General features: G+C 71.6%; 16 protein-coding genes. 9 read left to right on the top strand and 7 right to left on the bottom strand.

The features are described from left to right. The first annotated feature begins 6 nt into the window (after positions 1–6). The 6 genes from QRX60_RS04205 to QRX60_RS04180 all read left to right on the top strand — a co-directional run bounded on the left by QRX60_RS04205 (position 7) and on the right by QRX60_RS04180 (position 6,147). Positions 7–858 carry a branched-chain amino acid ABC transporter permease gene (locus QRX60_RS04205; protein WP_285999477.1) on the top strand — a complete coding sequence of 284 codons (852 nt, stop codon included), beginning with the start codon at positions 7–9 and terminating at the stop codon, positions 856–858. Next, positions 855–1,925 (top strand): branched-chain amino acid ABC transporter permease, encoded by a 1,071-nt coding sequence (locus tag QRX60_RS04200; RefSeq protein WP_285999476.1) that lies wholly within the window; start codon positions 855–857, stop codon positions 1,923–1,925. Before QRX60_RS04205 ends, QRX60_RS04200 begins: the two co-directional genes overlap by 4 nt. Further along, positions 1,912–3,225 carry an ABC transporter substrate-binding protein gene (locus tag QRX60_RS04195; RefSeq protein WP_285999475.1) on the top strand — a complete coding sequence of 438 codons (1,314 nt, stop codon included), beginning with the start codon at positions 1,912–1,914 and terminating at the stop codon, positions 3,223–3,225. Before QRX60_RS04200 ends, QRX60_RS04195 begins: the two co-directional genes overlap by 14 nt. 60 nt (positions 3,226–3,285) lie before the next feature. Further along, positions 3,286–3,852 carry a TetR/AcrR family transcriptional regulator gene (locus QRX60_RS04190; protein ID WP_285999474.1) on the top strand — a complete coding sequence of 189 codons (567 nt, stop codon included), beginning with the start codon at positions 3,286–3,288 and terminating at the stop codon, positions 3,850–3,852. Between the two features lie 21 nt (positions 3,853–3,873). Continuing rightward, complete coding sequence (locus tag QRX60_RS04185; RefSeq protein WP_285999473.1) at positions 3,874–4,821, top strand: GlxA family transcriptional regulator; 948 nt, start codon at positions 3,874–3,876, stop codon at positions 4,819–4,821. A gap of 303 nt (positions 4,822–5,124) precedes the next feature. Continuing rightward, positions 5,125–6,147, top strand: coding sequence for an MFS transporter (locus tag QRX60_RS04180; protein WP_408630256.1), 1,023 nt, complete (start codon positions 5,125–5,127; stop codon positions 6,145–6,147). Here the strand turns inward: QRX60_RS04180 and QRX60_RS04175 are convergent. From QRX60_RS04175 to QRX60_RS04165, 3 genes are all read right to left on the bottom strand, one after another. Continuing rightward, a complete protein-coding gene (locus QRX60_RS04175; protein ID WP_285999471.1) occupies positions 6,123–6,317 on the bottom strand; it encodes a hypothetical protein in 195 nt (64 codons plus the stop codon). The genes QRX60_RS04180 and QRX60_RS04175 overlap by 25 nt on opposite strands. 71 nt (positions 6,318–6,388) lie before the next feature. After that, entirely contained in the window at positions 6,389–7,045 is a 657-nt protein-coding gene (locus QRX60_RS04170; RefSeq protein WP_285999470.1) for a response regulator transcription factor, read from the bottom strand. Next, positions 7,033–8,232, bottom strand: coding sequence for a sensor histidine kinase (locus QRX60_RS04165; protein WP_285999469.1), 1,200 nt, complete (start codon positions 8,230–8,232; stop codon positions 7,033–7,035). Before QRX60_RS04165 ends, QRX60_RS04170 begins: the two co-directional genes overlap by 13 nt. Before the next feature lie 125 nt (positions 8,233–8,357). On the opposite strand from QRX60_RS04165, the gene QRX60_RS04160 reads away from it, so the two are divergent. Together QRX60_RS04160 and QRX60_RS04155 are read left to right on the top strand one after the other, a co-directional pair. Then, the gene (locus QRX60_RS04160; protein ID WP_285999468.1) at positions 8,358–9,092 is read left to right on the top strand and encodes an ABC transporter ATP-binding protein; all 735 of its coding nucleotides are present in this window, start codon (positions 8,358–8,360) and stop codon (positions 9,090–9,092) included. Then, positions 9,086–11,620 carry an FtsX-like permease family protein gene (locus tag QRX60_RS04155; protein ID WP_408630204.1) on the top strand — a complete coding sequence of 845 codons (2,535 nt, stop codon included), beginning with the start codon at positions 9,086–9,088 and terminating at the stop codon, positions 11,618–11,620. Before QRX60_RS04160 ends, QRX60_RS04155 begins: the two co-directional genes overlap by 7 nt. Before the next feature lie 40 nt (positions 11,621–11,660). On the opposite strand, the gene QRX60_RS04150 is transcribed toward QRX60_RS04155, so the two are convergent. Together QRX60_RS04150 and QRX60_RS04145 are read right to left on the bottom strand one after the other, a co-directional pair. Further along, on the bottom strand, positions 11,661–11,978 hold the full coding sequence (locus QRX60_RS04150; RefSeq protein ID WP_285999467.1) for a hypothetical protein: 318 nt from the start codon (positions 11,976–11,978) through the stop codon (positions 11,661–11,663). A gap of 67 nt (positions 11,979–12,045) precedes the next feature. Then, positions 12,046–14,910, bottom strand: coding sequence for an AfsR/SARP family transcriptional regulator (locus QRX60_RS04145; protein WP_285999466.1), 2,865 nt, complete (start codon positions 14,908–14,910; stop codon positions 12,046–12,048). A 146-nt stretch (positions 14,911–15,056) separates the two neighbouring features. Between QRX60_RS04145 and QRX60_RS04140 the strand changes: the two genes are divergently transcribed. Beyond that, positions 15,057–15,713, top strand: a complete 657-nt coding sequence (locus tag QRX60_RS04140) for a hypothetical protein (RefSeq protein ID WP_285999465.1) — start codon at positions 15,057–15,059, stop codon at positions 15,711–15,713. Positions 15,714–15,742: 29 nt separating this feature from the next. On the opposite strand, the gene QRX60_RS04135 is transcribed toward QRX60_RS04140, so the two are convergent. Together QRX60_RS04135 and QRX60_RS04130 are read right to left on the bottom strand one after the other, a co-directional pair. Beyond that, complete coding sequence (locus QRX60_RS04135; protein ID WP_286003498.1) at positions 15,743–15,946, bottom strand: DUF397 domain-containing protein; 204 nt, start codon at positions 15,944–15,946, stop codon at positions 15,743–15,745. Between the two features lie 34 nt (positions 15,947–15,980). Beyond that, entirely contained in the window at positions 15,981–16,847 is an 867-nt protein-coding gene (locus QRX60_RS04130; protein ID WP_285999464.1) for a Scr1 family TA system antitoxin-like transcriptional regulator, read from the bottom strand. Positions 16,848–17,110 lie beyond the last annotated feature (263 nt).

The raw sequence follows: 17,110 nt of genomic DNA, 5'->3' as shown, positions 1-17,110 counted from the left end.
TCCGGTATGCAGGAATTCCTCGACCTGACCCTCGGCGGGATCTCCGCCGGCGCGGTCTACGCGGCGCTCGGGCTCGCGCTGGTCATCATCTACCGGGCCACCCGGGTGGTGAACTTCGCGCAGCCCGCGCTCGCCCTGATCTCGACGTACCTCGCGTACTCGGTGACCAGGGCGACGGGCAGCTACTGGCTCGGCTTCGCCGTCGCGATCGTGGCCGGGACCGTGCTGGGCGTCGCCACCGAACGGCTGCTGATCCGGCCGCTGCGGCACCGCTCCGAACTGAGCTCGATCATCGTCACCCTCGGGCTCCTGCTGGTGCTGCAGGCGATCGCGGGCATGATCTGGTCCAACGAGCCGTTGGCGTTCCCGTACGCCTTCGACTTCGTCGGCCGGTTCTCCGCCAACGACCTGTTCGTGGTGCTGGTGGTGCTCGTGATCGCCGCGCTCGTGCTGGTGGTGTTCAAGTACACCCCACTGGGCCTGCGGATGCGCGCGGCCGCGTTCGCCCCGGAGGTGGCCCGCACCCTCGGCGTGCGGGTCGGGCTGATGCTCACCGTCGGCTGGGGCCTGGCGGCCGCGGTCGGCTCGCTGGCTGGGCTGCTCGCCACCCCGCCGTTCCTCTTCCCGAACGTGCTGGACGGCGTCTTCGTCTACGCCCTCACCGCGGCGGTGCTCGGTGGCCTGGACAACCCCCTCGGCACCATCGCCGGCGGGTTCGTCCTCGGCGTCGGACTGTCCTATGTGTCCGGCTACCTGGGACCGGAGATGGTGACGATCGCCGCGCTGGCGATCCTCGTCGTCGTGCTGATCGTGCGTCCCAGCGGGTTGTTCGGCCGCGCGAAGGTGAGGCGGGTATGACCGTGCGCACGAGTATTCCGGAAACCCGCGTCGAGCCGGTGACGAAGAAGCGGACGGTGCCGCCGCTGCTGCGCCACGTCCTGTTCGCGCTGGGCGCGTTCGCCGTCGTCGTGGTGCTGACCCTGGTCACCGACGAGTTCACCAACCTGCGGATCGCGACGATCGGCTACTACCTGGTCGCGGTCGCCGGGCTGACCCTGCTCACCGGCCTGACCGGGCAGGTTTCGCTGGGCCACGGCGCGTTCATGTTCATCGGCGCGTACACGGTGGCGCTGCTGGTGCGGCGGGTCCCGTCGTTCCCGCTGTGGGCCGACCTGCTGCTCGCCTCGGCCGCGGGCGGGCTCGCCGGGCTGCTGGCCGGGGCCGCCGCGGCCCGGCTGCGCGGCCCGTACCTCGCCGGGGCGACGCTCGCGCTGGCCGTCGGCCTGCCCGCGCTGACCCGCCGGTTCCAGGACTTCCTGGGCGGCAGCAACGGGTTGAGCTTCACCGTCCACAGCAGACCGGCCGGGATCGGCGTTCCCGAACTGCGCTGGCAGACCTGGATCGTCTGGCTCAGCGTGCTCATCGCGCTGGTGCTGGTGCTGAACATCGTCCGCGGCCGGCTCGGCCGCGACTTCCGCGCCGTCCGTGACGACGAGGTCGCCGCGTCGCTGGGCGGGATCGCCGTCGGCCGCACGAAGATCCTCGCGTTCCTGATCAGCGCGGTCTGCGGCGGGCTCGCCGGTGGCCTGCAGGCGTTCCTGCTCGGCACCGCCGCGCCCGGCTCGTTCACGCCCGCGCTGTCGCTGAGCCTGCTGGCGGCCGTGGTGCTGGGCGGGCTCGGCTCCCTGTGGGGCGCGCTGTGGGGCGCGGTCGCGCTCGTCTACTTCCAGGCCTGGTCCGAGGACCTCGCCGACGCCCTGCACCTGAACACCGACGTGGCCAACAACCTCCCGCTCGCGGTCTACGGCGTGATCCTCATCGTCGTCGTGCTCGCCTTCCCGCGCGGCATCCAGGGCGGGTTCCAACGGCTGCGCGGGCTTCTCCGTCGATCCGCCGAAAAGAAGGAGAACCATGAGAACCACTAGAACCGTCGCGGGAATCGCGGTGCTGGCGCTCGCGCTCAGCGCGTGCGGCGGGGCGGGGGAGAGCGACGGCGGCGGTCAGCAGGCCGCCGACTCGGCCGTCGGCGTCACGAAGGACGCCGTCGTCATCGGCACCCACCAGCCGCTGACCGGCCCGGCCGCGCCCGGGTACAGCAAGATCTCCGTCGGCGCCCGCGCGGTCTACCAGGCGATCAACGACGGCGGCGGGATCAACGGCCGCAAGATCGACTACAAGGTGGAGGACGACGGCTACAACCCGACGAAGACCGTCGAGGTCGTGAAGAAGCTCGTCCTGCAGGACAAGGTGTTCGCGATCGTCGGCGGCCTGGGCACGCCGACGCACTCGAAGGTCGTCGACTACCTCAACTCCGAGGGCGTGCCGGACCTGCTGGTGTCCTCGGGCGCGCTGGCGTGGGACAACCCCCAGAAGTCCCCGATGACCTTCGGGTACCAGCTGGACTACGCCCGCGAGGGCAAGATCCAGGGCAAGTACGTCAAGGACACCTTCGCCGGCAAGAAGATCGGGTACTTCACGCAGAACGACGACATCGGCCGCGACACCCAGGCCGGGCTCGACCAGTTCGTGAAGGACCAGACCGTCGCGCGGCAGGGCTACGACAGCGCCAACACCGACGTGACGCCGCAGCTGTCCGCGCTCAAGGCCGCGGGCGCCGAGGTCGTCGTCTGCGAGTGCATCCCGGCGTTCACCGCGCTGGCGATCCTGGCCGCGGCGAAGATCGGGTACAAGCCGCAGTTCGTCGTCAGCAGCATCGGCGCCGACCCGGCGACGCTGTCCGGGCTGCTGCAGGACTTCGCCAAGCGCGGCGGGGCGAGCGTGTCGAGCGCGCAGCTGCTCAACGGGCTGATCGGCACCGGCTACCTGCCCGACGTCGCGCAGACGTCCGACCCGTGGGTCGCCTACTTCAAGGGCATCCACGACAAGTACATCCCGAAGGAGCCGCTCACCAACACGCTGTTCTACGGGATGGTGCAGGCGTACACGTTCGGCCAGGCGCTGAAGGCCGCCGGGCCGGACCCGACGCGGCAGAAGATCGTCGACGCCATGAGCTCGGGCGCCCTCAAGGGGCCGGGCCTGACGCCGTTCGGGTTCTCGAAGGACTCGCACTCCGGCTACACGGGTGCGTACGTGTTCAAGATCAACCCGGACACCACGACGACGGTGATCCAGCCACCGTCGGTCACCGACCGGGGCACCGGGGCCATCACGCCGTATTCCGGTGAACGCGCCACCCCGGAGCAGGTGAATCTGCTGGGTAGGTGAGGAACGGGCCGGCTCGTGGCGCCGCGCGAGCCGGCCCGCCCGCTCACATAGGGTGGTGGCATGACGGTCAGGGACAAGGTCGTGCGGGCGGCGGTGCGCCTGTTCGCGGAGAAGGGGTTCGAGGCGACGACGGTCCGTGAGATCGTCGAAGAGGCGGGCGTCACCAAGGGCGGCCTCTACCACTACTTCGAGTCCAAGGACGACCTGCTCTTCGAGATCTACACGGCGATGCTGCGGATGCAGACCCGCCGGATGGTGACGATCGCGGAGTCGGACCTGCCGCTGCCGGAGCGGCTGCACGCGATCATCGTGGACGTGGTCGTGACGAGCATCGCCGACCTCGACGCGGCGACCGTGTTCTTCCTGTCGTTCCCGCTGCTGGAGAAGTCCAAGCAGGTCCAGGTGCGCGCCGAGCGGCGCACCTACCACGAGCGCGTGCGGGACCTGGTCGCCGAAGGCCAGCGCACGGGCGTCTTCCGGGACGACGTCCCGGCCGACCTGGTGATCAACTACCACTTCGGCGCCATCCACAGGCTCGGCATGTGGTACCACGCGGACGGCGAGCTGTCCGGCGAGCAGGTGGGGGAGCACTTCGCGAACCTGATGCTGCGCAGCCTCCGTCCTTAGTGGACGATCTATCGTGGGGACATGCACATCGTGGCCGTCCTCGCGCTGGACCAGGTCGTCCCGTTCGACCTGGCGACGCCCATCGAGGTCTTCTCGCGGACGCTCCTGCACGGCTCACCGGCCTACGAGGTCCGGATCTGCGGTCCGGCACCCGAGCTCGACGCGGGGATGTTCACCCTGCGGCCGCCGTGGGACCTGCGCGGACTGGCGGACGCGGACACGATCATCGTGCCGGGGCGGGCGTCGAACCCACCGGTACCTCCCGCGGTGATCTCGGCTCTGCGGGACGCGACGGCGCGGGGAGCACGGATCGCGTCGATCTGCTCGGGCGCGTTCGTGCTGGCCGAGACGGGCCTGCTGGACGGTTTGCGTGCGACGACCCACTGGGCGGCGGCGCCCGAGCTGGCGCGGTCGTTCCCGGCGATCGAGGTGGACCCGGACGTGCTGTACGTGGACAACGGACAGCTCCTGAGCTCCGCGGGCGCGGCGGCCGGGCTGGACCTGTGCCTGCACCTGATCCGCCGCGACCACGGCTCGGCGGTGGCGGCCGAAGCGGCCCGGCTGTCGGTGATGCCCCTGGAGCGCGAGGGCGGCCAGGCCCAGTTCATCGCGCACGACGTACCGCCGACGCCCCGCGGGTCCGAGCTGGAGCCGGTGCTGGCGTGGATGGAGGAGAACTGCGCTTCGGAGCTGACGCTGTCCGGCGTCGCGGCGCGGGTGGGGATGAGTACGAGGACGTTGAACCGGCGCTTCCGCGAGCAGACGGGGACGACGCCGTTGCAGTGGCTGCTGCGGGCCCGGGTCCGGCGGGCGCAGCACCTGCTGGAGGCGACCGGTGAGCCGGTGGACCGGATCGCGGCCCAGGTGGGGTTCGGTTCGCCGGGTGCGTTCCGGGAGCGGTTCAAGCGGGTGGTGGGGACCAGCCCGCAGGCCTACCGGGCGAGCTTCCGGGCCGCCGGGGTGTCTTGAGGGGGTCGTGCCCGGCTCGCACGGCCGGCGGCTCGAAACGACGTGAATGACTCATTCCTGTCGTCGGACGACGTGAATGAGTCATTCACGGCAGCGCGGCCACCTTCGAACGGCACACCGGACCCCGGTAAAGTCGGGTCCGTGTCGAGCCCCGAAGCGTCCAGGGTGGGGCCGCCGGTCATCCCGGTGGCCCGGTAACTCCCGCACGCCCGGGTCCCGGGTGACCACGAAGCGTCCACCGTCTTCGTGCTCCCTGGAGTCTTCGCTGTGTTCCTGTACTTCCTCGCCCTGGGCGTGTTCGCCATGGGCACGTCCGAATTCATGCTCGCCGGGCTCGTGCCCGGCATCGCCGCCGCGCTCGGCGTCTCCGTCGCGCAAGCCGGCTCCCTCACCTCCGCCTTCGCCGCCGGGATGGTCGCCGGCGCGCCGCTCATGGCCGCCCTTTCGCGGACCTGGCGACGGCGCATCGCCTTGCGGGCCTTCCTGGTCCTCTTCGTCGTCGCGCACGTCGTCGGCGGGCTCACGACGTCCTTCGCCGTGCTGCTCGCGACGCGGGTGGTCGCCGCCGTCGCCAACGCCGGGTTTCTCGCCGTCGCCCTGACCGTCGAACGCCGGGGTCGCGCCATCGCCGTCCTCCTCGGCGGGACGACCTTGGCGTGCGTCGCCGGCATCCCCGGCGGGGCGCTGCTCGACGCCGCCTTCGGCTGGCGGGCGGCCTTCTGGACGGTCGCCGGGCTCTGCCTGCCCGCCTTCGCGGCGGTGTCGCGCGTCCCCGACACCCCGGCGGGCGGCACCGCCGACCTCCGGAGCGAACTCCGGGAACTCCGTCCCCTGGCCGGCGTGCTCCTGCTCGGCGCGCTCGTCAACGCGGCCACCTTCGGCGTCTTCACCTACCTGGCGCCGGTCGCCGAGGGGGTCGCGCCGGTGCCGGTGGTCCTCGCCGCTTTCGGGGCCGGGTGCTTCGCCGGCATCACGGCGGCGGGACGCCTCGCCGACCGGTGGCCCGGCCGGGTCATCACGATCGGGGGCTCACTGCTGCTCGCCGGCTGGGTCGTGCTGGCCCTCACCGCCCGGGTGCCCGCGGCGCTCGTCGTCGAAGCCTTCACGCAGGGCGCGTTGTCCTTCGCGGTCGGCGGCACGGTGATCACCCGGATCCTGCACCTGGCCGCCGGCGCCCCGACGATGGCGGGCTCCTACGCGACCGCCGCGCTCAACATCGGCGCGACGGCCGGCCCGGTGCTCGCGGGGGCGGCGAACCCGTTCCGGGTCGCCGCGGGACTCGTGGCGGCGGCGCTGGTGGTTCACGCCCTCCGGCGCCGGACGTAGTGGACGACCAGCAGGACGAGGGCGACCGTCGCGATCGCGCCGGCGGTGATCCGGAACGGGTCGGCCAGCCCGGTGAAGGACCCGATCGCGTTGACGGCGGCGCTGACGAGCAGGACCGGCCAGAGAACGAAGGGAGTCGCGGTGCGGGTGGGTGCGGTGGTGTTGGTCATGACGCAAACGCTAGAACCGCACGAGGACGGAAACGATGCCGTCCGCACCCGGATCCGGGGTGGTGCCTGCGCTACCCCGCGTCCCGGCCGAGGTAGGCGAGCACCGCCAGCACCCGGCGGTGGCCGCCGCCTTCGTCCGACGGCAGGCCGAGCTTCGCGAAGATGTTGCGGATGTGCTTGAGCACCGCGCCGTCGCTGACGACGAGCAGCTCGGCGATCGTGCCGTTGTTGTAGCCCTCGGCCATCAGCGCCAGCACTTCGCGCTCCCGCGCGGTCAGCGCTTCGAGGGGGTCCTTCGCGCGACGGCGGGACATCAGCTGGCCGATGACCTCCGGGTCCATCGCCGTGCCGCCCTTGGCGACCCGCTCGAGCGCCTCGAGGAACCGCTCGACCTTGCCGACCCGCTCCTTGAGCAGGTACCCGACGGCGCCGACGCCGTCGGCGAGCAGCTCGACCGCGTAGCTCGTCTCGACGTGGGCCGAGAGCACCAGCACCGGCAGGCCCGGGTGGATCTCGCGGGCGCGGACGGCGGCGCGCAGGCCCTCGTCGCGGTGGGTCGGCGGCATCCGGACGTCCATCACGACGGCGTCCGGCCGGTCGCCTTCGACGAAAGCGAGGAAGGCCTCGGCGTTGTCGAACGTGGCGGCCACTTCGATGCCCGCCGTCTTCAGCAGCAGTGAGAGGCCTTCGCGCAGCAACGCGTCGTCCTCGGCGATCACGACCCGCATGGCAGCTCCACTCGCAGCACGGTCGGCCCACCGGGTGGGCTGGTCAGGGTGAGGGTTCCGTCGAAGGCTTCGGCGCGGCGCCGGATGCCGGCGAGCCCGCTGCCGCGCTTCTGGTCGGCGCCGCCGCGGCCGTCGTCGCGGATCTCCAGGGTCAGCAGGGAAGCCGTGCCGCCGAGCGTGATGTCCACAGTGGACGCGTCGGCGTGCTTGGTGACGTTGGCCAGCGCCTCGGCGACGACGAAGTACGCGGCGGCCTCGACCGCGGCCGGGCGGCCGGTTTCGTACTCGACGGTGACGGCGGTCGGCACCGGCGTGCGCTCGGCGAGCGCCTGCACCGCGCCGGCGAGGCCGCGTTCGCTCAGCAGCGGCGGGTAGATGCTGCGCACGACCGTCCGCAGCTCGGCGAGCGCGTCGGTCGCGGTGTCCTGGGCCTTGACCAGCAGGTCGCGCACCGTTTCCGGGTCGCGGTCGTAGAGCTGGCCGGCGATGCCCAGCTGCAGCACGACCGCGGCGATCCGCGCCTGGGTGCCGTCGTGCAGGTCACGCTCGATGCGGCGCAGCTCGGCGCCGTGCGCCTCCAGCGCGGCCGCCCGCGTCGCGGTCAGCTCGGCGACCCGGTCCGCGAGGACGACGCCCGGCGCGGGGCGCAGCAGCTTCCGCGCGGTGCGCGCCTGCCAGCGCGCGGCTCGCGGCAGCAGGAGCGTCGCCGCGGCCATGGCGGCGGCGACCAGGAAGTCCAGCCCCGCCCGCGGCCACGAGTTCACCAGGATGCCGAGGGAGCCTTCGATCCCGCCGGGCACCGCCGGCCAGAGGATCACCGTGACGACCTGCTGGACCGCGCCCAGCGGCAGCCCGACGGCCAGGCTGCCGAGGACCAGCCCGGTCGCGGCGTGGATCGCGAGCCACGCGAGGTCGCGGCGGGTCGCCGGGTCCTTCAGCGGCGAGCCGTCCCGGTACGGCTCGGGAATGGCCTCGCCCAGCCGGCGCGCGGCCCGGCGCCGGTCGACCCCGACCGGCCACCGCGCCAGCCGGATCGCCGGGGCCAGCGACGGGATGCCGACGCCGAACGGGCACAGCAGCAGCACGGCGAAGAGCCCGGCGAGGGCGAAGATCGACAACAGCGACGTGCCGGCGCCGACGACGAGGTAACGAGCCGCCGACCAGCACTCGCGCAGGCGGGTCGTCACGGCGACAGTGTCCCACCCCACCCCCGTGGTGGTGCTGGCGCTACCCCGGATCCACCCCTCCACAGGATCGAACGCGCGCCCCCGCCGCCCTAGTTTTCCCGGTGACAGAACAAAGGGGATCACCGATGACGACAGCGAATGCGCTGGAACTGGCCGGGGTGCGGAAGGTGTACGGCTCCGGCGACGGCGCCGTCACCGCGCTGGACGGCGTGACGGCGGACGTGCGGCGGGGGACGTTCACCGCCGTGATGGGCCCGTCGGGCTCGGGCAAGAGCACCTTCCTGCACTGCGCGGCCGGGCTGGACCGGCCGACGTCGGGCCGGGTGCTGCTGGGCGGCACCGAGATCGGGCGGCTGAAGGAGAACGAGCTGACCCGGCTGCGGCGCACCCGCGTCGGGTTCGTGTTCCAGGCCTACAACCTGATGCCGTCGCTGAACGTGCTGCAGAACATCACGCTGCCGCTGCGGCTGGCCGGCACGAAACCGGACCCGCAGTGGCTGCGCGAAATCGTCGAAGGCGTCGGGATGGCGAAGCGGCTGGAGCACCGCCCGGCGGAGCTGTCCGGCGGGCAGCAGCAGCGCGTCGCGATCGCCCGGGCACTCATCGCGCGGCCCGACGTCGTGCTGGCCGACGAGCCGACCGGCGCCCTCGACACCCGCACCGCGCGGCAGGTGCTGGACCTGCTCCGCGCCGTCGTCGACGGCATGGGGCAGACCGTGCTGATGGTGACCCACGACCCGGTCGCGGCCTCGGCCGCGCACGGCGTGCTCTTCCTCGCCGACGGCAAGCTGGCCGGGCACCTCCCGCACCCCACCCCCGAGCGGGTGGCGGAGCGGATGACGCACCTCGGGGAGTGGTGACCGTGCTGTCCCTGGCCTGGCAGACGATCCGGACGCGGCTCGGCGGGTTCGCCGGCGCGTTCATCGCGATCCTGTGCGGCACCGCCCTGGTGGCGGGCTGCGGGGTCCTCATGGAGTCCGGCCTGCGCGCCGGCGTCCCCACCCAGCGCTACGCGGCCGCGGCCGTCGTCGTCGGCGGCGCCCAGACCGTGCACCCGCCGGGGGCCGACGCGCTGACGTCCGAGCAGGTCGGCGAGCAGCCGTCGGTCCCGGAGGCACTGGCCGGGCGGATCGCTTCGGTGCCCGGTGTCCGCGCGGCGGTGGCCGAGCAGAGCTTCCCGGCGCAGGTCGTGACGGCTTCCGGGGAGGTGCTCGGCGGTGCGCAGTCCCTCGGGCACAACTGGGACGCGGCCGTGCTGGCGCCGTTCACCGTGCGCGCGGGCGCCGCCCCTTCGGCCTCCGACGACGTCGTCCTCGATGCCGCCCTCGCCCAGCGGGCCGGAGTCGGTGTCGGTGGCCAGGTGCGGATCGCGACGCGGTCGGTGCCGCAGACGTTCCGGGTGAGCGGCATCGTCGACGCCCTGTCGCGGCAGTCGGCGCTGTTCTTCACCCCGCAGGAGGCGGCGGAACTGGCCGGGCAGCCCGGCCGGGCCCACGCGATCGGCGTCCTGGCCGATCCCGGGGTGGCGCCGGAGACGCTCGCCGGGCCGATCGGCGCGGTCGTGGACGGCGCCGAGGTCACCACGGGCGTCGAACGCAGCACGATCGAGTTCCTCGACGTCAGCCAGACGCGGATGCTGCTGCTGGCCATCGCCGGCTCGTTCGGCGGGTTCGCCCTGCTGGTGGCCGTGTTCGTGGTCGCCAGCACCCTGGCCCTGACGATCAACCGGCGGCGCCGGGAGTTCGCGCTGCTGCGCGCGGTCGCGGCGACGCCGAAGCAGGTCCGCAAGCTCATCGGCACCGAAACGACGTTGGTCGCGCTCGTCGCCGGTGTGCTCGGCGGCGCGCTGGGCCTGGCGGTGGCGTCCGGGCTGCGGGACGCGTTCGCCGCGATCGGGGTGATCCCGGCCGACTTCGGGCTCGCGATCAGCCCGCTGCCGTCGCTGGCCGCCCTGCTGCTCGGCCTGGGAGCGGCCCGGCTGGCGGCGTGGGCGGCGGCGCGGCGGCCGTCGACGATCCGGCCGGTCGAAGCGCTCGGCGAGGCGGCGGTGGAGCGCCGTGAGCTCGGCCGGGGCCGCCTGATCACCGGCTGGAGCCTGGTGCTGGCCGGCTTCGGCGGCGCGCTGGTGCCGCTGTTCCTGCGCGGCGACATCGCGACCGCGATCTCGACGATGGCGACGCTGGTCGTCGTCATCGGGCTGGCGGTGGTCGGCCCGCAGGTGACCGCGCTCGTGACGCGGGTGCTCGCGCCGGTGCTGGGGCGGGTCTGGCGGATCAGTGGGTACCTGGCCGGCGCGAACGCCCAGGCCAACACGCGGCGGCTGGCGGCGGCGGTGACGCCGCTGATGCTGTCGATCGCGTTCGCCTTGGCGACGTTCTACAGCCAGACGTCGTCGACGGCGGCCGCGGCGGAGGAGACGGCCCGCTCGACGACAGCCGACTACGTGCTGGCCGGCCCGGCGGGTGTCTCGCCGGAGGTCGCTTCGGCGGCCGGGCGGCTGCCGGGCGTGGCGGCGGCGACGCCGGTGGTGCGGACCTCGGTGATCGTCGCGACGGCCACCGGCGACGCCATGGACGTCCAGCGGAAGCCCGCGCAGGGACTGGCGGGCGACCAGGTCCGCGGCGCACTCGAGCTGGGCGTCGACTCGGGGCGGCTCGCGGACCTGCGCGGTGACACGGTGGCGTTGAGCCGCTCGGAAGCCGACTGGCTGGACAAGAAGATCGGGGACGAGGTGTCGTTCTACTTCGGCGACGGCGTCCCGGCGAAGCTGCGCCTGGTGGCGACGTACACGCACGACCTGGCGTTCGGCGACTTCGTGCTGCCGGTCGGGCTGGCCCGGGAGCACAACGGTGGCCGGCTGGACGACTCGGTGCTCGTCCGGCGTGCGGTGAACGCCGATCCCGCCGCGGTTTCCTCGGCGCTGCGCTCGCTGCCGTACCCGGGGCTGACGGTGGCTTCTCCGGGACCGGCTCCCGAGGGCGGCGAGCGGCAGGCGCAGTTCTACCTGAACCTGGTCGCGGTGGGCGTGATCGTCGGGTACCTGGCGATTTCGGTGGCCAACACGCTGGTCCTGACGACGGCACAGCGGTCCCGCGAGTTCGCGTTGCTGCGTCTGGTCGGCACGACGCGCCGCCAGGTGACCCACATGATGCGGCTCGAGGCCCTGGCCACGGTCGGGATCGCGGTGGCCCTGGGGACGGTGGTCGCGCTGGTACCGCTGGGTCTGCTGAACGTGGGGCTGCGGGGGAGCCCGCTGCCGTCGGGCCCGCCGTCCGTCTACTTCGGAATCGTCGGCGGCGCGGCGCTGCTGGGCATGGTGACGATGGGGCTGTCGACGTGGGTGGCGCTGCGGTCCCGGCCCATCGACGCGATCGGCCTGCGGGAGTGAAACCGTGCGGGTGAGCCGGAGCCGGCTCACCCGCACGGTTTCAGCAGCCCGCGCCGGTGTCTTCGCCGGTGTAGGAGAGAACGCGCCAGTCGGTGGTCCGCCCGAGCGGAACCACAGCCCCGGCGGGGACGCACTTTTCGCCGATCAGGGTCTTGAAGGCGCCGCCGTAGGTGAGCGAGTACGCCTTGATCTTCGTGGCGGTGGTGCCGCAGTTGCCCCACTGGTAGTCGCGGGCGTTCGGGCCGGAGCTGCCTTGGGTCCACTGGGTACCACAGGTGATGGCCGACGCCGGGCTCGCGATGACGGGCAAGGCCGCCGCGGCGAGGCCGATCGCGATCGCCAGGGAAATGCGTTTCATGGAACTGCCCCCTCGTTGCCGGAACTCCTGCGCCGGCCAAGGTAGCCGGGAACGAGACGGGATTTCCCTAATCCCGATCGGGCGGCCAGAGCCCCAGCTTGGTGAACTGCTCGCGGACGTGGCCGCGGACCGGGTCGTCGACGTCGGCGACGAGGGCGAGCGTCTGGCGGGACTCGGTCCACGCCTCGACCTGCCTGCCGGTCGCCGCCAGGGAGCGGACCAGGGCGACCAGCGCGCGGACGACCTGGACGTGGTCGGCGCGGGAGACGCCGAGCGCCTTCCGGGCGTACAGCAGGACATCGCCGTGTTCTTCGGCGTCGCAGGCGGTTTCGCTCAGTTCGACCAGCGCGGTCAGCGTCTGCTCGTGGCCGGCCGGGTAGCGCTCGTGCAGCTCGACGGCTTCGGTGAACCACCGGATGGCCTCCGTGGTCCGGCCGGTGCGGCGGCTCAGCAGGCCGAGCTCCAGTGCCGTCGCGGCGTGGCGCCGGTGGTCGCCCAGTTCGGCGTACAGCATCTTCGCGTGGGAGAGGTGCGTCTCGGCTTCTTCGAGCTCGTCCTGACGGCGCAGGTACGTGCCGAGGTCGCCGTGCGCCGCGGCGCACTGGCCGGGTTCGTTGAGGCTGTGCTGGATGTCGAGGGCCTCCCGCAGGCACGACAGCGCCCGAGCCCGGTCACCGGCGTCTTCCGCGTGTCGGGCGAGCAGGAGCAGGACTTCGGACCGGTCCCGGCCGTTGCCGGTGTTGCCGAAGATCGTGTTCGCGAGCTCCAGGGATTCCGCGATCTTGTCCGGGTCGTCGTGGATCCGAGCCAGCGTGGCCAGCGCCTGCCCCTCGCCGTCGAGGTCGTGGCCGTCCCGGGCGGCGAGCAGGACGGTCTCGACGGCTTCGGGCCAGTCGGATCCGGCGCCGTCGAAGGCGAGGTGGGGCCGCGCCAGCCGCAGCAGCGTCACCGCCCGCGCCAGGTTGTCGCTCGCCGCGCGACGGATCGCGGCGCACAGGCTCGCCTCTTCTCCGGCCAGGAACTCTTCCGCGGCCGCGAAATCCGGCAGGCGGCCGGCCGGCAGTTCCGCGGTGCGCCGCAAGGCCGGCGCCAGGACCTCGGCGGCGTCGGTGGCCCGGGCGATGTACCAGTCCAGGAGCCGTGCCTCGGCCTGCCGGCGGTCGGCGGGGGAGTCGTGGGCGAGCGCGAGCCGTTCGCCGGCCGCGCGGGTGAGGGCGTCCATCCGGTAGCGGCCGTCGTCCCGGCTGACCAGGTAGAGGGACCCGATCGCGGTCAGCGCGCCGCGGGTCGATTCCTCGTCGGTCCCGTCCAGGGCGAGGATCGCTTCCAGCGCGAGGCCGGGCGAGACGTGCAGTGCGAGTGAGCGGAAGAGCCGCGCGGCCGGTGCGCCGAGGGCGTGGTAGGACCACAGCACCGACGTCAGGATCGTGCCGGACGCCAGTTCGCCGGCCAGCAGGAGCTCGGCCGGGCTCGGCAGGCCACCGGCGCCGGGCAGGAGCTCGGCGAGGGTGCGGACGGCCTGCGGGGCGCCGCCGGTCAGCGCCAGCACCGCCGCCGGATCGGGCGGCTCGGCCGGGGTGTCGCGCAGCAGGTTGCCGAGCAGCCGGGCGATCTCGGCTTCGGAGAACGGCCGCACCTCCAGCCGGAAGGCGCCGTGGTGGGTCACCAGATCGCTGAGCCGGTGCCGGCTCGTCACGACGACCACGGAGTGCGCGCTGCCCGGCAGCAGCGGCACGACCTGCGCGGAATCCCGGGCGTTGTCGAGGAAGACCAGCACGCGGTGGTCGTCGAGGAGGGTTCGCAGCATCCGGATCCGCGCGCTCGGGCTCGCCGGGATCGCCGACGCGGCGACGCCGAGCGCGTCGAGGAACTCGGCCAGCACGTCGGCGGCGTCCCGGGGCGGGCCGGTGCCGTAGCCGCCGAGGTCCGCGTGCAGCTGGCCGTGCGGGAACCGCTCGCGGACGGCGTGCGCCCAGTGCAGTCCCAGCTCCGTCTTGCCGACGCCGGCCGGCCCGGTGACGGCGACGATGAGGGTCGCGGGCGGGCCGCCGACCCGGGAGCGCACGAACAGGTCGTCGAGCCGGCCGACGTCTTCGGTGCGGTCGACGAACTGGCTGACCGTCGAAGGCAGCTGCGCGGGCGGAACGGCGCGCAGGGCTGCCTGGGTCCGTTGCCGATCGGCGGGCGCGGGCGAGTCCCGGGACTGCAGCAGCTGCTGGTGCAGTTCCTGCAGGTCCTGCCCGGGGCCGGTGCCGAACGACCGCGCGAACCGGTCGTAGACCTGTTTCCAGTAGGTGTCGAAGACTTCGTAGTGCCCGAGCCCGTTCAACGCGGTGATCCGCTGCGCGATGTACTGCGTGTCCAGCTCGTGGTCGACCATGGCCTCGTCGAGGATCCGCAGCACAGCGCGGTAGTCCCGGCGCTCCAGCTCGACGGCGCACAACGCCTGGTAGCCGGCGACGCGCTCGTAGCGGTCGATGTCCTCCCGCTTCTGCTCCATCCAGACGGTGCCGAGGTCTTCGACGACGGGCCCGCGCCAGAGACTCATGGCTTCGCGCAGGGCGGCGGCGGCATCGTCGAACCGGCCGGCTTCCCGCGCCAGCTCGCCGTTCCGGACGAGTTCTTTGAAGCGCGCGTAGTCGAGATCGTCGCCCTCGGGCAGGAACTGGTAGCCGGCGTGCTGGGTGACGATCTTCGCCGAGACGCCGGCGTCGCGCAGGGAGGCTCTCAACCGGCTGACGTAGGCATGAAGGTCTTTCCGGGCATGGTCGGGAGGGTCGTCCCAGAGGGCTTCGGTAACGGTCCGCACGGCGACGACCTTGCCGTGGTGGAGCATGAGCACGCCCAGCAGCGACCGTTCCTTGGCCCGCCCGAGCGCGACCTCCCGGTCGCCGAGCAGGAGTTCGACGTGCCCCAGGATCCGGAACTGCATCGCACCTTGTGGTTGGTCGGCAGGGACTTCCTGCCCAGCACGGTAACCCGGCGACGGGCGCGTTTCAGTGCAGGTCAAGGGGCTGTCAAGAATTTGTCCACCGGTTGGTAACCGATGTGTCAACCACGAGCGTTCACGATCACGTCATGTCGTGGACGGATGCGTGGCGGTGGCTTTGGGGAAGTGTGCCGCCCTTGGAACCGGTCGGGGACCCGGTGCACCGCACCATTCTCGCGGTCGGCATCGACGGGTTTTCGACCCCCGACCGCACCAACCTGCACCGGTTGACGCTGCGGGCGGGGCTGTACCGCGCGTTCCAGCTGGCACTGGCCGAAAGCGGCGTGCGGTGGAACGACTGCGACCACGCGGACCTCGGTGACGGGGTGCTGGTCTTGGCGCCGGCGGGTTATCCGAAAGCGGTGTTCAGCGAACTGCTCCCTGCCGCACTCACGAAGTCATTGGCTGAGCACAACCGTTGCCACCGACCACCGGAGCAGCTCGGGCTCCGATTGGTGCTCCACGCGGGAGAAGTAACTTACGACACGCACGGATCGACGGGATCGGCGATCGTGCACGCGTTCCGGCTGCTCAATTCCGCGGTGCTGAAGGAGAATTCCGCTTGCTCGGGTGGGGGCCTCGCGTTGATCGCTTCCGGGTGGTATCACGAGGAGATCATCCGGCACAGTCCGTTGAGCTGCCCGGATTATTATGAACCGGTGTTTGTCCGGGAGAAAGAAACAGCGGCACGTGCGTGGATCCGGCTGGTCGGTCCGGATGGGCCGGACCAACGCGCTTCGGGGTGAGGGGCCCTGCAGAGCTTCCCCCACCCCACTCATCGGCCGGCAGTCGAGTCTCCCGGCGAGACTAGGTGGAGGAAGGAAGTCCAAGCGGTAGCAGAAAACTCGATGACCGGCTGACCCGGCCGACGATCCTTGGTGTCGCGGACCAGTGCTGCATCGGAAGTCAACCGGGTTTCGACGCAGCTGCCGCCGGCGTTGGAGTAGCTGCTCTTGAACCATCCGTCGCCGCACGGCACGAGAGATTGCGGAAGATCTTGATTCAATTTATCCTCAAAGTTCCCGTATGTGATCACGAATTATCTGCAGGGTCTGATTACGAGGAGCCGCCGTGGTGCGATAGGCCTCCTCGTATGTTGTGGTGATATCTCGTACCTGTATTGGGTCGTTGATGACCCCCCAGGCGGTTACGGATTCTTGCCAGGCCAGTGTGGGCAGCTGGGGATTCTCGAATTCGATGAGGTGTACGGTCGCGGCTCCGAAGAGCCCGCATTCAGTGGCGGTGAAAGGAATCACGCGGACGTCGAGCTTCCGTTCATGGCTCTCGATCAGCTCGGCCAGATGCATGAGCTGCTGCCTGAGCACGTTCCGGCCGCCGATCTGCTGTCGCAGGGCTGCTTCGCTGATGACGGCAGTGAGAGTGAAGGAATCGTTCGGGTCGGCGAGCCGCGCCTGCCGATGTAGCCGGGCCTCGACGCGCTGATCGACCTCGACCTGCGGCAGCGTCACCGCAGGCATCATGATCGCCCGGATGTAGTCGGCCGTCTGCAGGAGGCCGGGAATGAGGAGTGACTCGTAGTCCCTGATGGCGCGAGCGCCGTGCTCCAGCCCGAACAGCCGTTGGATGTCGGCGTCGAAGAGTGCCGAGTAGGCGGACCACCAGCCGCGTTCTCTCGCCGCTGCGCGAAGCGCCCTGAGTTCAGCCTTCTCATGGGCCTCGAACCTGAACAGGTCGAGTACCCGCTTTAGTGCTTCTGAGGACAGGAGCTTGCGTTCGTTCTCGACGGCCGACCAGTAGTTGCGGGTGAACCCCAGTGCTTTGGTGACGGTCTCGACGCTGATGTTCAGCTCATTCCGCCGCTGTTTCAGGCGCAGCGCAAGCTCCCACGACGCCACTACGGGCGACGGCGGCACAGTCATCCGAGGTAGTCCTCCGCACCGGTTACGGTAACCGAACAATATTCCGGTGCAGGGACTGCACGCCACTGGTTCAGCTAACCTAGCGGTAACTCTTCGGGACGGGCTCGAGACTCGCCGACGGCGGAGCCCCCAAACGGATGAATCGCAGCCATGTCGGAGCCTCGGACACGACCCAGTGGGAGGATTCGCCGGGCTTCCCTGCGGTCCGGTGCGCTGCCGGGCGCGGTCGGGGTGGTTCCGACGAGGCCGTTCCCCCGTGAGAT

Origin of the sequence: Amycolatopsis mongoliensis (genome assembly GCF_030285665.1) — a bacterium.
GTDB classification, from domain to species: domain Bacteria; phylum Actinomycetota; class Actinomycetes; order Mycobacteriales; family Pseudonocardiaceae; genus Amycolatopsis; species Amycolatopsis mongoliensis.
Note: the sequence above shows the minus strand (reverse complement) of the source record. Positions and strands in the feature narration are given on the sequence as shown.

Coding starts and splice junctions, on each gene's coding strand:
- QRX60_RS04205 (WP_285999477.1), top strand. CDS start 7: ATGCAGGAATTCCTCGACCTGACCCTCGGCGGGATCTCCGCCGGCGCG.
- QRX60_RS04200 (WP_285999476.1), top strand. CDS start 855: ATGACCGTGCGCACGAGTATTCCGGAAACCCGCGTCGAGCCGGTGACG.
- QRX60_RS04195 (WP_285999475.1), top strand. CDS start 1,912: ATGAGAACCACTAGAACCGTCGCGGGAATCGCGGTGCTGGCGCTCGCG.
- QRX60_RS04190 (WP_285999474.1), top strand. CDS start 3,286: ATGACGGTCAGGGACAAGGTCGTGCGGGCGGCGGTGCGCCTGTTCGCG.
- QRX60_RS04185 (WP_285999473.1), top strand. CDS start 3,874: ATGCACATCGTGGCCGTCCTCGCGCTGGACCAGGTCGTCCCGTTCGAC.
- QRX60_RS04180 (WP_408630256.1), top strand. CDS start 5,125: ATGGGCACGTCCGAATTCATGCTCGCCGGGCTCGTGCCCGGCATCGCC.
- QRX60_RS04175 (WP_285999471.1), bottom strand. CDS start 6,317: ATGACCAACACCACCGCACCCACCCGCACCGCGACTCCCTTCGTTCTC.
- QRX60_RS04170 (WP_285999470.1), bottom strand. CDS start 7,045: ATGCGGGTCGTGATCGCCGAGGACGACGCGTTGCTGCGCGAAGGCCTC.
- QRX60_RS04160 (WP_285999468.1), top strand. CDS start 8,358: ATGACGACAGCGAATGCGCTGGAACTGGCCGGGGTGCGGAAGGTGTAC.
- QRX60_RS04150 (WP_285999467.1), bottom strand. CDS start 11,978: ATGAAACGCATTTCCCTGGCGATCGCGATCGGCCTCGCCGCGGCGGCC.
- QRX60_RS04145 (WP_285999466.1), bottom strand. CDS start 14,910: ATGCAGTTCCGGATCCTGGGGCACGTCGAACTCCTGCTCGGCGACCGG.
- QRX60_RS04140 (WP_285999465.1), top strand. CDS start 15,057: ATGTCGTGGACGGATGCGTGGCGGTGGCTTTGGGGAAGTGTGCCGCCC.
- QRX60_RS04130 (WP_285999464.1), bottom strand. CDS start 16,847: ATGACTGTGCCGCCGTCGCCCGTAGTGGCGTCGTGGGAGCTTGCGCTG.